General features: G+C 65.8%; 14 protein-coding genes and 1 tRNA gene. 8 read left to right on the top strand and 7 right to left on the bottom strand.

Features of this window, described 5'->3' with window-relative positions:
• The first annotated feature begins 119 nt into the window (after nucleotides 1-119).
• Nucleotides 120-428 carry a hypothetical protein gene (locus AE618_RS13140; RefSeq protein ID WP_156330252.1) on the top strand — a complete coding sequence of 103 codons (309 nt, stop codon included), beginning with the start codon at nucleotides 120-122 and terminating at the stop codon, nucleotides 426-428.
• A 1-nt stretch (nucleotide 429) separates the two neighbouring features.
• Nucleotides 430-900: a hypothetical protein gene (locus AE618_RS13145; RefSeq protein ID WP_054209504.1), complete on the top strand. Its 471-nt coding sequence runs from the start codon at nucleotides 430-432 to the stop codon at nucleotides 898-900.
• Between the two features lie 788 nt (nucleotides 901-1,688).
• Here the strand turns inward: AE618_RS13145 and AE618_RS27985 are convergent.
• The 3 genes from AE618_RS27985 to gph form a co-directional block, all read right to left on the bottom strand.
• Nucleotides 1,689-2,003, bottom strand: a complete 315-nt coding sequence (locus tag AE618_RS27985) for a hypothetical protein (protein ID WP_156330253.1) — start codon at nucleotides 2,001-2,003, stop codon at nucleotides 1,689-1,691.
• A tRNA-Val gene (locus AE618_RS13155) sits at nucleotides 1,991-2,065 on the bottom strand. The genes AE618_RS27985 and AE618_RS13155 overlap by 13 nt, the downstream gene beginning before the upstream one ends.
• Before the next feature lie 37 nt (nucleotides 2,066-2,102).
• Nucleotides 2,103-2,831 (bottom strand): phosphoglycolate phosphatase, encoded by a 729-nt coding sequence (gene gph, locus AE618_RS13160; protein ID WP_082365231.1) that lies wholly within the window; start codon nucleotides 2,829-2,831, stop codon nucleotides 2,103-2,105.
• A gap of 159 nt (nucleotides 2,832-2,990) precedes the next feature.
• On the opposite strand from gph, the gene AE618_RS13165 reads away from it, so the two are divergent.
• The 4 genes from AE618_RS13165 (at nucleotide 2,991) to AE618_RS13180 (ending at nucleotide 6,444) form a co-directional block, all read left to right on the top strand.
• Nucleotides 2,991-3,362 carry a hypothetical protein gene (locus AE618_RS13165; protein WP_082365232.1) on the top strand — a complete coding sequence of 124 codons (372 nt, stop codon included), beginning with the start codon at nucleotides 2,991-2,993 and terminating at the stop codon, nucleotides 3,360-3,362.
• Nucleotides 3,363-3,500: 138 nt separating this feature from the next.
• On the top strand, nucleotides 3,501-4,952 hold the full coding sequence (locus tag AE618_RS13170) for an NAD-dependent succinate-semialdehyde dehydrogenase (protein ID WP_054209506.1): 1,452 nt from the start codon (nucleotides 3,501-3,503) through the stop codon (nucleotides 4,950-4,952).
• Complete coding sequence (rpiA, locus tag AE618_RS13175; RefSeq protein WP_054209507.1) at nucleotides 4,949-5,650, top strand: ribose-5-phosphate isomerase RpiA; 702 nt, start codon at nucleotides 4,949-4,951, stop codon at nucleotides 5,648-5,650. The genes AE618_RS13170 and rpiA overlap by 4 nt, the downstream gene beginning before the upstream one ends.
• 257 nt (nucleotides 5,651-5,907) lie before the next feature.
• Nucleotides 5,908-6,444 (top strand): DUF2059 domain-containing protein, encoded by a 537-nt coding sequence (locus AE618_RS13180; protein WP_197280772.1) that lies wholly within the window; start codon nucleotides 5,908-5,910, stop codon nucleotides 6,442-6,444.
• An 82-nt stretch (nucleotides 6,445-6,526) separates the two neighbouring features.
• Here the strand turns inward: AE618_RS13180 and AE618_RS13185 are convergent, their stop codons facing one another.
• Entirely contained in the window at nucleotides 6,527-7,951 is a 1,425-nt protein-coding gene (locus AE618_RS13185; RefSeq protein ID WP_054209509.1) for an APC family permease, read from the bottom strand.
• A gap of 162 nt (nucleotides 7,952-8,113) precedes the next feature.
• On the opposite strand from AE618_RS13185, the gene AE618_RS13190 reads away from it, so the two are divergent.
• Entirely contained in the window at nucleotides 8,114-9,148 is a 1,035-nt protein-coding gene (locus tag AE618_RS13190; RefSeq protein WP_054209510.1) for an SDR family oxidoreductase, read from the top strand.
• Between the two features lie 99 nt (nucleotides 9,149-9,247).
• On the opposite strand, the gene AE618_RS13195 is transcribed toward AE618_RS13190, so the two are convergent.
• From AE618_RS13195 to AE618_RS13205, 3 genes are all read right to left on the bottom strand, one after another.
• A complete protein-coding gene (locus AE618_RS13195) occupies nucleotides 9,248-10,747 on the bottom strand; it encodes a tripartite tricarboxylate transporter permease (RefSeq protein ID WP_054209511.1) in 1,500 nt (499 codons plus the stop codon).
• 11 nt (nucleotides 10,748-10,758) lie between these two features.
• Nucleotides 10,759-11,238, bottom strand: coding sequence for a tripartite tricarboxylate transporter TctB family protein (locus tag AE618_RS13200; RefSeq protein WP_054209512.1), 480 nt, complete (start codon nucleotides 11,236-11,238; stop codon nucleotides 10,759-10,761).
• Between the two features lie 109 nt (nucleotides 11,239-11,347).
• Nucleotides 11,348-12,310 (bottom strand): Bug family tripartite tricarboxylate transporter substrate binding protein, encoded by a 963-nt coding sequence (locus AE618_RS13205; RefSeq protein ID WP_054209513.1) that lies wholly within the window; start codon nucleotides 12,308-12,310, stop codon nucleotides 11,348-11,350.
• 242 nt (nucleotides 12,311-12,552) lie between these two features.
• On the opposite strand from AE618_RS13205, the gene gor reads away from it, so the two are divergent.
• Nucleotides 12,553-13,920 carry a glutathione-disulfide reductase gene (gor, locus tag AE618_RS13210; RefSeq protein ID WP_054209514.1) on the top strand — a complete coding sequence of 456 codons (1,368 nt, stop codon included), beginning with the start codon at nucleotides 12,553-12,555 and terminating at the stop codon, nucleotides 13,918-13,920.
• Nucleotides 13,921-13,974: the final 54 nt, after the last annotated feature.

Raw genomic sequence — 13,974 nt, forward strand, 5'->3', positions numbered from 1 at the left:
TAGGAGAGAAAAACCGCATTAGCTCTCGGCCGCGCCGTCCGCAGGGCCAAAATTTTTCTCTTCTTCCTTGCATGATTGTTCCCACAATGGGGCAGCACGGGACCAAGGAGGCCCGTGCCATGACGTTCCATGACCCCAGGGACGCGCAGAGATATCGTGCGAGGCTGAAAAAGCAGCGCGAATATCAGCGCAAATATCGCGAACGGCTTGTGAAGGAGCGTGCTCCCGAGAGCGCGGACATCGCCTCAGCGTGCATGAACGCGTTTCTCGCCGTGCTCATCAAAGATCCGAAGCTGATGGGCCCGCTGCCTCGCATCATGGTCAATTCGCTGGTCGAGCGCGGTTTTGATCGGGAGCTGACTGTCGGGTGCATCCGCCGGATGGCCGACAGGAAATTTCGGCAGATTCAGCGCATGAGGGGGGAGTGACATGTCGCATACCGTCATGCCGGTCATCAGCCCCGAGGCCTATTTGTCCGAGGCCGCCGTGGAAGATCGCTGGCGCTTCCTGAAGGCCGGCGAGCTGCGCCGCGCGCGGAAGAGCGGCCGGATCGCATTTTACGCCTTCCCCACCGGGCCGCACTACACGGCCGAGGCCGTGCAGGAATATCTGGATCGCAGCTACCATCGGAGCGCAGCGTGGCCGAACGTAAGCACAGGGCAGCCGAGCAATCAGGCGGCGCCGTCGGATGGGAATTCGGCGGTTACTACCTCGATGTTCCTCACCCCGATCGCGGAGGTGTCTACTACGCCTGTCGCTATGACGCCGGAGCTCGCACTGTCCGCCGCCGAAGCCTGCGTACAGCGGATGGCGAGGAAGCGAAGCAAGCCCTCGTCGCCCTCATCGCAGCCGCGCCCGCTCGCTCCGCGAGCGAGTGCCCAGGCCCTGCGCAAGTCCTGACTGTGCATGTGATGGAGGCGTATCTGAACGGGCATGCGACGACGATCCGCAGCGAGGGGCAGGCCCTTCGCGCCAACACCCTTTTGGTCGACTATCTCCAGGGTTTGAAGCAGATCGCTGCGCCACTCTCGTTTTGGACGCCCTCGCGTCAACTTGATTTCGCGGGCTGGCTGAACCGAACGCATAGCCATGGCGCGGCCACGATCGAGCGCGTCCTCAACGTTCTCGGCGCCGCAATGAATGATGCCGCCGCCGTCAAGATGCGGCTCGACGCAATCGGTCAGCCGGTCGAAGGGGCCATCGTCTCGCACGTGCCCAAGATCGTCTTCCAAGGCGAGCGGATTGCCAAGGAGCTGAAGCTTGCCCCGCCGAAGAAGGGCGGTTTCGTGCCGACGATGGTCGAGATGGCCACCTTCATCGACGCGCTGGAAACACCTCACCTGCAGCGCTGGCTAATCCTTGCGCTCAACACCTGGGCACGGCCCGAAGCAGTCACGGATTTCACGCCGGCGGCGCAGTACGATCGGCGACTGGGAGCCATCGATCTGAACCCGCCAGGCCGCGCTCAGAACGACAAGCGCCGTCCGGTGCTACCAGTGACCCGCGGGCTCGCCGATTGGATCGATCACTGGCAGGCGGCGGACCTCGATCGCTATCAGGAACGGTATGGCCGCAGGCCGAACGAGGAAATCCCGCTGCTCGTCTACAAATTGAAGCGCGTCGGCACCGTGCAGAAGGCCGTCAAGCGAATCGCTGACGAGGCCGGAGTTCCTGATCTGACGCAATATTCAACGCGCCGGTTCATGGCGACGATGGTCCGCAAACTCTGCCCGCTGGTGACCCGCGAGCGCCGATCCATGTGGCTCGGTCACGTCGTCGAAGAGGGCTCCGCAACGACCGATCACTACGAAGGATTTTCTGTGGAAGCGCTCGAAGACGTCGCCATTGCGACAGATTTCGTCATCAGCGAACTCCAGAAGCTGACGAAAACAAAGCTGTTTGCGATTGAAGTTCGATTGAAACCCGCCGAACTGCGTCGGATTGGCGCCACTCCGCAGAGCAAAAAAGCCTTGCAAGACAGTGGGTTGGGTGGTGGGCGACACAGGGATCGAACCTGTGACCACTCCCGTGTGAAGGGAGTGCTCTACCGCTGAGCTAGTCGCCCGCACCGGCGCTTCTCCTAGTCGCAGCCGGCTGTGGCGTCAAGAATGTGCGGGGACCTTCCCGTCGCTTGTGTTGCCGGCCTCTTGACCGCCCCCGCCGCCGAGGATCTGCCGCACCGCCTCGGGCAGGGCGTCGAAATGCTGGATGATCAGGTCGGGCTCCAGCGTTTCGATGGGCACATCGGTATAGCCGAAGGGCACGCAGATCGTGGGGATGCCGGCGGCGCGGGCGGTTGTGATGTCGGTGCGCGAATCGCCGATCATCACGGCACGTGCCGGATCGGCACCGGCAGCCTCGATCGTCAGGGTCAGGTGCCGTGGATCGGGCTTGTGGAACGGGAAGCTGTCGCGCCCCGCCACCGCCGCGAAGCGCTGCGCGATCTTGAAATGATCGAGAATCAGCCGCGTGTGCAGGATCGGCTTGTTGGTGCAAACGGCCAGCGCATAGCCCTCGGCCGCCAGCGTATCCAGCGCGTCGAGCACGCCATCGAAGAGGAAGCTGTTCGAGGCGACGTCCTCGGCATAGATCAGCAGGAATTCCTCGAAGAGCCGCTCCAGCGTCTCGTCGTCGAGCGGCCGGCCCGAAACCTTGAAGCCGCGCGAGATCAGCGCCCGCGCCCCCGCGCCGACCAGTTCGCGCGCGCGCTCCAGCGGCAGCGCCGGCAGGCCCTCGCGCTCCAGGATGACGTTGAGCGTGCGCATGATGTCGGGCGCCGTCTCGGCGAGCGTGCCGTCAAGATCGAAGACGACGATGGGGGGCAGGCTCATCTGCGGCTCTTTCGTGGTGCGGTGGCTGCCGTGCTTAAAGGCGCGGGCGCCCCGCTTGGCAAGACCGGCGAAGCCGCCATCGCAAGACCGGCGAAGCCGCCATCCCGTGCCCCGGCAATGATGCTATCGTGCCGCCGATTCGCGAAAGGGACCATAGCGGTGTCGACATCTCCTGGACGATTGCTGGGCCTGGCTGCCGGCGGATGGCTGGCCCTGGTGGGGGCTGCTCAGGCTGCGCCCTTCGAATTCGCGCCCGCGCCGCAGACCGACCTGAACCGGGTCTATCGCATCGACAAGGCGACCGGCGAGGTTGCGGCCTGCCAGTTCCAGCTGAAGGAGGGCGGCGTCGGCGTTACCGTCTGCTTCCCGCCGGGTGAGGGGGCAGGGCCGCAGGCGCCGAGCGACTATTCGCTGATGCCGTCGCGCCATGAGCGCGAGGGCGGCATTTTCCGGGTCAATATCCGTACCGGCGAGATGAGCATCTGCTACGTCTTCGACGACAAGACCGTGTGCACCGCGCAGGCGAAGTAACCCGCTGGAATAATCCGCCGCCGGGACGGGGCAAAAGCGCAGGACCTATTGCTGTTATGCGCCGCCGGCTGGTCGTCAGCAGCGACGCCGGCATGCTAGATCAAGCGCAAATTCTCATTCGCGTCATCGAGGCCCGTCATGCTGAAGTTGAACGATCCGTCCCTCCTCAAGTCGCAGTGCCATGTCGATGGCGCATGGATCGGCGAGGGCGTCGATGTGGTCGACAACCCCGCCACCGGCGAGGTGCTGGCCAAGGTGCCGCGCTTCGGCGCCGACGAAACGACGGCGGCTGTCGAGGCCGCCTCGCGCGCCTTCAAGCCCTGGGCGAAGAAGAGCGCCAAGGAGCGCTCGCAGATCCTGCGCAAGTGGTTCGACCTGATCATGGCCAACCAGGAGGACCTGGCGCAGATCATGACCGCCGAGCAGGGCAAGCCGATCACCGAGGCGCGCGGCGAGGTCGCCTATGCCGCCTCCTTCGTCGAGTTCTATGCCGAGGAAGCCAAGCGCATCTATGGCGAGACGATTCCCTCGCCCTTCCCGAATTCGCGCATCATCGTCGCCAAGCAGCCCGTCGGCGTCTGCGCCGCGATCACGCCCTGGAACTTCCCGGCCGCGATGATCACCCGCAAGTGCTCGCCCGGCCTCGCCGCCGGCTGCACCTTCGTGGTCAAGCCCGCGCCCGACACCCCGCTGACGGCGCTCGCCCTGATCGAGCTCGCCATCCGCGCCGGCTTCCCCAAGGGCGTGCTGAACATCGTCACGGGTGACGCAGTCGCGATCGGCAAGGTCATGACGAGCCATCCCGCCGTGCGCTTCATCGGCTTTACCGGATCGACGCCCGTCGGCAAGCTCCTGATGCAGCAGGCGGCCTCGACGGTGAAGAAGGTCGGGCTGGAACTGGGCGGCAACGCGCCCTTCATCGTCTTCGACGACGCCGATGTCGATGCCGCCGTCCAGGGCGCGATCGCGGCCAAGTTCCGCAATATGGGCCAGACCTGCGTCTGCACCAACCGCCTCTTCGTGCAGGACGGCATCCATGACGAGTTCGTCGCCAAATTCGCTGGCGAGGTCGCCAAGATGAAGGTCGGCAACGGCACCGAAATCGGCGTCGTCCAGGGCCCGCTGATCAATGAGCGCGCGGTCGAGAAGGTCGAGCGTCATGTCGCTGATGCCGTCGCCAACGGCGCCAAGGTCATGGTCGGCGGCAAGCGCCATGCGCTCGGCCGCACCTTCTACGAGCCGACCGTGATCTCCGGCGTCACCACGAAGATGCTGGTGACCAACGAGGAGACCTTCGGTCCCGTCGCGCCGGTCTATCGCTTCAAGACGGAGGAGGAGGTCGTCGCCATGGCCAACGACACGCCCTTCGGTCTGGCGGCGTATTTCTACTCAAAGGATCTTGGCCGCGCCTTCCGCGTCGCGGAGGAGCTCGAATACGGCATGGTCGGCATCAACTCCGCGATGCTGGGCACCGAGGTCGCGCCCTTCGGAGGCGTCAAGGAATCGGGCCTCGGCCGTGAGGGCTCGCTTCACGGCATGGATGAGTTCGTCGAGATCAAATACATGCTCATGGGCGGGCTCGGCGCGTGACACCAGACGATCTGAAGAAGCTCGCCGCGGCGCGCGCGCTCGAACTGGTGCGCCCTGGCATGAGGCTTGGCCTCGGAACCGGCTCAACGGCGAAGCATTTCGTCGATATGCTCGGCGCGCGCGTCGCGGACGGGCTAGACGTCGTCTGCGTTTCGACATCTGAAGTCACGGAGGCACAGGCTCGCGCGCTTGGTATCCCGATGTCGACGCTGGAAGAGACGCCTGAGCTCGATCTCACCATCGACGGGGCCGACGAGGTCGATGGCGAGCTTCGCCTGATCAAGGGCGGCGGCGCGGCCCTGCTGCGCGAGAAGATCGTCGCGTCGGCCTCCGCGCGCATGGTCGTGATCGCCGACGACAGCAAGCTCGTGACGCAACTCGGGCGCTTTCCGTTGCCGATCGAGATCGTTCCTTTCGGGCTGGAGGTGACCCGGCGTGCCGTCATGGCCGCGATCGCGTCTGTCGGCTCTGCCGGCGAACTCGTCTTGCGCCGTAAGGCCGATGGCACCGTGCTTGTAACGGATGGGGGGCACTACATCCTCGACGCGCATCTTGGCGCCATCGCGCAGCCGGAGGCTTTGGCGGCGGCCCTCGCGCGGATTCCCGGTGTTGTCGAGCACGGGCTGTTCCTGGGCCTCGCGACGGCGGCGATCCTCGCAAGCGCAACCGGCCTGACCATCGTCGGAACGCTCGACTAGGCAGGTCTGGGTAGGATTTTGGGGCCGGTTGCCGATGTGGCCTCACCAGCTGCGACATCGCTCCGCCCTAAAACCTTTCCACTTTGAGGTTCGATGCTCTATGGAGACCCTTGATGCCCAATCCGGCATCGAGGCTGCCTTGAGTCGAATCCGGCCGGGCGCCACCGAGACGATCACGCGATCGGCCTGCCAGGAATGGCGCGGGCCGGGATACAGCTATGATTGCGCGAATGGCGCATGATGAAGGGGCCTACGCCATGATCCGTTACCATCTCGCCGGCGCAGCCGTCAGCCTGGCGCTCGTAGTCGGGATGCCCGTGCAGGCTCAGGTGCCGACGCCCCCCGCCACCGCGACCCCGGCCCCCCCGGCCGATATCCCGCAGAGTCATCTGCTCGCGGCGAGGGACGTTCTCGTGGTGACCGGCGTCGCCGAATCCTTCGAGTCGATCTACAATGAATTCCGCGTGCGCGTTCGCGATATGGTGGTCAGCACCCGGCCGGAGCTTCGCAAGGACACCGACGAGGTGATCGCCGCCCTGAAGTCGGAAGCAGAAAGGAAGCGCGATGAAATCATCGCTTCCTCGGCATTCCTGTTCGCAAAGCATATGAGCGAGGCGGATCTCAAGGAGGTCGCCGCCTTCTTCAAGTCGCCCGTCGGCCAGCGCTACAGCGCCGCGCGCCCCAAGGCGCTCGACGAGATTTTCGGCCTGCTGCAGGCATGGAGCGTCAACACCAGCAATTTCCTGTTCGACCGCTTCAGCGAGGAAATGCGCAAGCGCGGCCACCAGATCTGAGTCGCCAGCCCGGCCAGTTATGAATGCGAACTAGCCGCCGGCCTCGTGCCGGCGGCTTTTTGCGTTGCAGAAGCGGCGGCCGTCAGTTCTTCGGCCCCTTTCGGACGACGTCCTCCTCGAGCGGCCCGGTCGGCCGCATGCCTGCGGTGCGGTTGACCATCACGGTCACCACCCAGAGCAGCATGCCAATGCCGATCAGCACGCCGGCGATCTCGTACTGGACGACGTCCCGCCCGGTCCAGGGGCCGGCGAAGAAGGCGCAGGCCAGCGCGCCGAGCACGGGCAGCACGGTCGGGGTGCGGAAATGGTCGTGTTCGACTGTGTCCTTGCGCAGCACCAACACGGCGATGTTCACCACCGTGAAGACGCAGAGCAACAGCAGCGCCGTCGTCCCACCCAACGCCGGAACTTCCCCGACGAAGGTGATCAGGCCGAAGGCGAGCAGGGTGGTGAAGCCGATCGCGATATAGGGCGTGCGGCGCGTCGCATGGACCTTGCCCAGCACGGGCGGCAGCACATGCTCGCGGCTCATGCCATAGACCAGCCGGCTCGCCATCAGCATGTTGATCAGCGCGCTGTTGGCGACCGCAAACATGGTGATGAAGCCGAAGATCCAGAGCGGGAAGTTCGGAGCGCCGGCCTGCACCACCTTCAGCAGCGGCGTCTCGCCCTCACCGAGTTGCTCCGGCGGCACCAGCGTGATCGCCGAGATCGAAACCAGCACATAAATCACGCCGGTGATGACGAGGCCGGCCAGGAGCACCTTGGGAAAGATGCGGCTTGGATTCTTGCACTCCTCGGCCATGTTGACCGAATCCTCGAAGCCGACCATCGCGAAGAAGGCCAGCGTGGTCGCCGCGATCACCGGCCAGAAGGCGCCGCCATCGCCCGTGGTCTTGAATTCGAGCACGCGCGAGACATCGCCCTGGCCGGCCATGATCGCCATCAGGCCGATGCCGATGATGATCAGCAGGCCGGTGAGTTCGACGCAGGTCAGGACGACATTGGCCTTCACGCTCTCGCCGACGCCGCGCAGATTGACCACCGCGACCAGCGCCATGAAGCCGAGCCCGATCGCGGTGATGCCGAAGCTGCCCGACAGGCCGAGATTGAACGCGTTCGACATGTTCGCGGCGAAGGCCCGGGACGCCGTCGAGGCAGAGGTGATGCCCGAGCACATCACCGCGAAGGCGACGATGAAGGTGATGAAGTGGATGCCGAAGGCCTTGTGGGTATAGAGCGCGGCGCCTGCCGCCTTCGGGTATTTGGTGACCAGTTCGAGATAGCTGAAGGCCGTCACCATCGCCACGACGAAGGCGATGAGGAAGGGCAGCCAGACCACCCCGCCGACCTGCTTGGCGACCTGTCCGGTCAGCGCATAGATGCCGGTGCCGAGGATGTCTCCGACGATGAAGAGCAGCAGCAGCCAGGGGCCCATCACCCGGTGCAGGCTCGGCTCGGCTTTCGTCTCCGGCGCGGCGGCAGGGGGCAATGCGATATCGCTCATGACATATCCTCGCTCCGGTCGCAGGCGATGGCCGGCACGGTATGAACACATTTGCGCCGCAGTTGTTCATCGAGACGGCGCACATTCTCGACTGCCTCCGCCCTGTGTGCCGCGTGTCGGCACGTCCCGCCTTATTCCCTCGCGATCGAACGGAATCTCTGCATGAACGGCGAACCCGTCCTCGTCACCGGCGGTTCCGGCTTCCTGGCCGGGCATTGTATCCTGGCCTTGCTGGCGGCCGGCCATGAGGTTCGCACCACCTTGCGATCGCCGCATCGGGAAGCCGGTTTGCGCGGCGCGCTCGCAGCGGCGGGGGTCGACGCGGGAGAGCGGCTGAGCGTTGTCCCAGCCGATCTGACCCAAGATGCGGGCTGGACGGAAGCCGTGGCGGGCTGCCGCTATGTCCTCCACGTCGCTTCGCCATTGTCGAGCGCCGCGCCCAAACACGAAGACGAACTGATTCGTCCGGCACGCGAAGGCACGTTGCGGGTGCTGCGCGCAGCCCATGCCGCCGGCGTCGAGCGTGTCGTGCTGACCTCGTCCTTCGCCGCGATCGGCTACGGCAAGCGGCTGACGCGCCCCTATGCCGAGAGCGACTGGACGGATGCATCAGTGCCGGGTCTCGCCGCCTATCCGAAATCGAAGACGCTGGCCGAGCGGGCCGCCTGGGAGTTCATCGACGGGCAGGGCAGGGGGCTGGAACTGGCGGTCGTCAACCCTGTCGGTATCTTCGGCCCGCTGCTCGGCCCCGACCTGTCGGCCTCGATCCTGCTGATCAGGAGCATGCTCGAAGGCAAACTGCCCGCACTTCCGCGGCTGATGTTCGGCGTCGTCGATGTCCGCGACGTCGCCGATCTGCATCTGAAGGCGATGACGGATCCGGCCGCCGCCGGCGAGCGCTTCATCGCCACGGCCGGCGATTTCCTGAGCATGCAGCAGATCGCCCAGGCGTTGAAGGACCGGCTCGGCCCAGCGGCCGACAAGGTTTCGACCCGCGTGCTGCCGGACTGGCTCGTGCGCCTCGTCGCGCGCTTCAGCGCCGCAGCGCGGCAGGCCGCGACGCCGGAACTCGGCCGCACCAAGACCGCCTCCAGCGCCAAGGCGCGCGCCATGCTGGGCTGGGAACCGCGCCCCGCCGCTGAGGCGCTGGCCGCAACGGGCGAGAGCCTGGTCCGGTTGGGGTTGGTGGGTCGATAGCGCCCGCAACCGTCATTGCGAGGAGCACAGCGACGACGCAATCCAGGGGCCGCCGAGCGAGACCGTCTGGATCGCGTCGCTACGCTCGCAATGACGCCGTCAGTCTTCCGCCGCCTTGAATTTGTTCAGCCCCTTCATCGCGAAGGGAGCGACCAGCGCGATGAAGGCCAGACCCAGCAGCGTCGCCGAGATCGGGTTTTCCAGCAGGATCATCGGGTCGCCGAGGCTGATCTGGAGAGCCCGGCGCAGCTGCGCCTCGGCCATCGGCCCCAGGATCAGCCCGACCACCATCGGCGCGACCGGATAGTCGTAGCGCCGCATCAGATAGCCGAGATAGCCGAAGACGAAGAGCATGCCGAGTTCGACCGGCGAGGCGTTGACGGCGACCGTGCCCATCGTCGCGAAGACCAGGATGCCGGCATAGAGCCAGGGCTGCGGGATCGCCAGCAGCCGGACCCAGATGCCGATCAGCGGCAGGTTGATGATCACCAGCATGACGTTGGCGATGAACAGCGAGGCGATCAGGCCCCAGACCAGATCGGGCTTCTCGGCAAACAGCAGCGGCCCCGGGTTGAGCCCGTATTGCTGGAAACCGGCCAGCATGATCGCCGCCGTCGCCGAGGTCGGCAGGCCCAGCGTCAGGAGCGGCACCAGCGTGCCGGCCGCCGAGGCGTTGTTGGCAGCCTCGGGCCCCGCCACGCCCTCGATCGCGCCCTTGCCGAACTCGTCGGGATATTTGCAAAGCCGCTTTTCGGTCGAATACGACAGGAAGGTCGGCACCTCGGCGCCGCCGGCAGGCAATGCGCCGATCGGGAAGCCGAAGGCGGTGCCACGCAGCCAGGGCGCCCAGGAGCGCTTCCAGTCTTGCCTGGTCATCCAGAGCGAGCCCCTGATCGGGATGATCTCCTCGGGATCGCGGAAGCGCTTGCTGGCGACATAGAGTGCCTCGCCGACCGCAAACAGTCCGACCGCCAGCGTCGTCACCTCGACGCCGTTCAAAAGGTCGGGCACGCCGAAGGTCAGGCGCGCCTGGCCGGTGAGCTTGTCGATGCCGATCAGCCCGAGCGTGATGCCCAGGAACAGGCTGGTGAGACCGCGCAGCGGCGAATCGCCGAAGGTCGCCGAGACGGTGACGAAGGCGACGATCATCAGGGCGAAATAGTCCCACGGCCCGAACTTGACCGCGATTTCGACCAGCCAGGGCGCGAGGAACGCGAGCCCGAGCGTCGCAATCGTGCCGGCGACGAAGGAGCCGATGGCGGATGTCGCCAGGGCCGGCCCGCCGCGACCGGCCTTGGCCATCTTGGAGCCTTCGAGCGCAGTTGCCAGCGAGGCGCTTTCACCGGGCGCGTTCAGCAGGATCGCAGTCGTCGATCCGCCATACATGCCGCCGTAATAGATGCCGGCGAACATGATGATCGAGCCGGCCGGGTCGAGCTTGAAAGTGACCGGCAGCAGCAGCGCGACCGTCAGCGCCGGGCCGATGCCGGGCAGCACGCCAACGGCGGTCCCGAGAAAGACGCCGACCAGGCAGAACAGCAGTTTCGAGGGCTCAAGCGCGACGCTGAAGCCGTTGAGGAGTGCGACGGTGGTTTCCATGGGGCCGCTCCTCAGATGAACAGGCGTTCGAGCGGCCCCGCCGGGAGCAGCAGCGTCAGAAGCTTGGCGAAGACGAGGAAGATCACGAGCCCGAGCACGAAGCCGATGAGCGCGTCGACCAGCAAGGCTCGGCGGCCGAAGCCGCGTGCCGTGCAGGCAAACACGATCGTGATGGCGATGACGAAACCGCCGCCCAGCGCGATGCACGCGATCAGCGCGACAAGTCCCGCCACGATCCAGAGCAGCGCGCCGCTATCGGCGGCGTCGGGCTTCGGCAGCCCCCCGCGAAAGGCGACGAAGAAATGCGCCAGCCCGAGCGCAACCAGGCCGGTACAGACGACATAGGGCATGGCGGTCGGGCCGATGCCGTAATTCGAGACGATGGTCTGCTGCGAGGCATCGTAACCGACGAAGGCGGCCACGATCAGCAGAAGCACGCCGACGATCAGGGCTGGCCGATCGGCACCTTGTGTCAGTTTTTCATTCGTCATGGCGATTCCGGGGCGCGGCGGCGTGGTTGGCGTAGCGAAGAGAATGTCTTGAGGCGAGAAAAGGGGCCGGTCGCCCGGCCCCTTTTCCGCTTTGGCGATGATGCCTGGCTTACTTCACCAGCCCGACATCGTGCATGACCTTGCCGACACGCTCGATCTCGGCCTTCAGGAAGGCGGCGAATTCGGCGCCGCCGAGATAGGCGTCGTCCCAGCCCCGCGCTTTCAGAATGTCGGTCCATTCTTTCGTCTTGACGAGCTTCGCGACAGCCTCCTGCAGGACCTTCTCCTGATCGGCGGACAGGCCCGGAGGGGCAACGACCGAACGCCAGTTCAGGAGTTCGAGATCGATGCCCTGTTCCTTGAGCGTCGGCGCATCCGGCGCATTCGCCAGGCGCTTGGGCGAAGACACGGCCAGAACACGCAGCTTGCCGGCCTTGATCTGGCCCTCGAACTCGCCATAGCCGGAGATGCCGGCCGTGACACGCCCGCCGAGCATCGCCGCCAGGGCCTCGCCGCCGCCCGAGAAGGGGATGTAGTTGATCTTCTTGGCGTCTGCGCCGACCGCCTGCGCGAACATCGCCGCGAGGATATGGTCCGTGCCGCCGGCCGAACCGCCGGCCCAGGTCACCTTGGCGGGGTCCGCCTTGAGGCGGTCGGCCAGGTCCTTCGCAGTTTTCAGCGGCGAGTCCGTCGGCACGACGATGACCTCCGCCTCAGCCGTCAGTCGCGCGATTGGCGTCACCTGCGTCAGGTTCACCGGCGACTTGTTGAGCAGGATCGCGCCGACCATGACGAAGCCGTTGACCATCAGCTGCGAGCCGTCGCCCTTGGCGTTGATCAATTGAGACAGGCCAATCGTGCCGCCGGCGCCGGTGACATTGTTGACCTGCGCGCTCTTGGCGATGCCCGACGCCATCAGCGCCTGTTGCATCGAGCGTGCGGTGCCGTCCCAACCGCCGCCGGGCGAGGCTGGGGCCATGATCTTCAGCTCGAGCTGGGCGAAGGCGGCAGTCGAGAGGCCGACGACGGCGACCGCCGCGATGGCGCCGCGCTTCAGAAGGGATGTAAGCATATGGTTTCCTCCGGCGCGGCTTCCCCGCGCGTTCTTGTAAAGGCGTCCAGCTTGCCACTGCGGGCACAGCGCTTGGATGTCAATTGCGCCTGATTGCGCAATCATGAGTCAAGAGATTTCGCGAGACGCGACCAGCTCCGTCTGGTCGAAGCCCACTGGCAGTCCCTCCCGCCATGGCGTAATCGCTACGCCACCGGCGGGCTGCAGCGCCACGTCGGCTGCTCGAAGCTTTAGAGGATGCCATGGCTGAATTCGACGTCGATCTCTTCGTCATCGGGGCTGGCTCCGGTGGCACCCGCGCGGCGCGCATCGCGTCCGGCCACGGCGCCCGTGTCATGATCGCGGAGGAGGACCGTATCGGCGGCACCTGCGTGATCCGCGGCTGCGTGCCCAAGAAGCTTTTCGTCTATGCCAGCCGCTTCGCCGAGGACATCGAGGATGCCGCCGGTTTCGGCTGGACGGTTGCAAAGCCGAGCTTCGACTGGCCGACCCTTCGTGATGCTGTCGCCAATGAAGTGACGCGGCTGTCGGGCCTCTATCGCAAGGGGCTCGACGGGGCCGGCGTCGCGATCCGCGAGGAGCGCGCAACGGTCGTCGATGCCAATACGGTTCGCCTGTCAAAAAGCGGCGAGACGATCCGCGCGCGGCATATCCTGGTGGCGACCGGCGGCTGGCCTGCCTTCGATCCCCCGATCCCGGGCGGCGACCTCGGCATCTCCTCCAACGAGATCTTCCATCTGCCGACGCTGCCCAAGCGCATGCTCGTCGTCGGCGGCGGCTATATCGCACTGGAATTCGCCAGCCTGTTCGTGCGCCTCGGTGTCGAGGTCACGGTCCTGCATCGCGGCGACAACATCCTGCGCGGCTTCGACGAGGACATCCGCACGAGGCTGCGCGATGCGCTCGAACGTGCAGGCATCCATTTCCGCCTCGGCTGCACCGTCGAGCGTATCGAGCTTCTGGCGGATGGTTCGCGCCGGGCTCATTGCGCAAAAGGGGCGCCGATCGATGCCGACGTCGTGCTGGTCGCGACCGGCCGACGCCCCAAAACGGTGGGCCTTGGTCTCGCCGAGGCCGGCGTCGAACTGGGGCCGCTTGGTGAGGTCGTCGTCGACGCGAACTCCGCCAGCAACGTGCCCTCGATCCATGCGGTGGGCGACGTCACCAACCGCATCAGCCTGACGCCCGTGGCGATCCGGGAGGGGCATGCCTTCGCGGACACGGTTTTCGGCGGCAAGCCCTGGCAGATGAACCATGCGACCGTCGCCTCGGCTGTCTTCACCACGCCCGAGATCGGCACGGTCGGGTTGTCGGAGGTGCAGGCGGCGTCAACGGGCCACGAACTGCGCATCTTCGAATCCGCCTTCCGACCGATGAAGGCGACGATCTCGGGCCGGGCGGAGCGCATCTATATGAAGCTCGTCGTCGACGCGAAGACGGACAAGGTGCTGGGCGTCCACGTCCTTGGCCATGATGCAGGCGAGATCATCCAGGCAGTCGCGATCGCCGTGACAATGGGCGCGACCAAGGCCGATTTCGACCGCACCATCGCACTGCATCCCAGCGCTGCGGAAGAGCTGGTGACGATGCGGACGCCGCGGGCGGGGTAGGGCCGGACGATTGCGTCAAGGCCCTGTCGAGCGTATTCTAGAACCGGCAGAAGC

The organism is Allobosea vaviloviae (genome assembly GCF_001298265.1).
Lineage (GTDB): Bacteria > Pseudomonadota > Alphaproteobacteria > Rhizobiales > Beijerinckiaceae > Allobosea > Allobosea vaviloviae_B.

Coding starts and splice junctions, on each gene's coding strand:
- AE618_RS13140 (WP_156330252.1), top strand. CDS start 120: ATGACGTTCCATGACCCCAGGGACGCGCAGAGATATCGTGCGAGGCTG.
- AE618_RS13145 (WP_054209504.1), top strand. CDS start 430: ATGTCGCATACCGTCATGCCGGTCATCAGCCCCGAGGCCTATTTGTCC.
- gph (WP_082365231.1), bottom strand. CDS start 2,831: ATGAGCCTGCCCCCCATCGTCGTCTTCGATCTTGACGGCACGCTCGCC.
- AE618_RS13170 (WP_054209506.1), top strand. CDS start 3,501: ATGCTGAAGTTGAACGATCCGTCCCTCCTCAAGTCGCAGTGCCATGTC.
- AE618_RS13180 (WP_197280772.1), top strand. CDS start 5,908: ATGATCCGTTACCATCTCGCCGGCGCAGCCGTCAGCCTGGCGCTCGTA.
- AE618_RS13185 (WP_054209509.1), bottom strand. CDS start 7,951: ATGAGCGATATCGCATTGCCCCCTGCCGCCGCGCCGGAGACGAAAGCC.
- AE618_RS13190 (WP_054209510.1), top strand. CDS start 8,114: ATGAACGGCGAACCCGTCCTCGTCACCGGCGGTTCCGGCTTCCTGGCC.
- AE618_RS13195 (WP_054209511.1), bottom strand. CDS start 10,747: ATGGAAACCACCGTCGCACTCCTCAACGGCTTCAGCGTCGCGCTTGAG.
- AE618_RS13200 (WP_054209512.1), bottom strand. CDS start 11,238: ATGACGAATGAAAAACTGACACAAGGTGCCGATCGGCCAGCCCTGATC.
- AE618_RS13205 (WP_054209513.1), bottom strand. CDS start 12,310: ATGCTTACATCCCTTCTGAAGCGCGGCGCCATCGCGGCGGTCGCCGTC.
- gor (WP_054209514.1), top strand. CDS start 12,553: ATGGCTGAATTCGACGTCGATCTCTTCGTCATCGGGGCTGGCTCCGGT.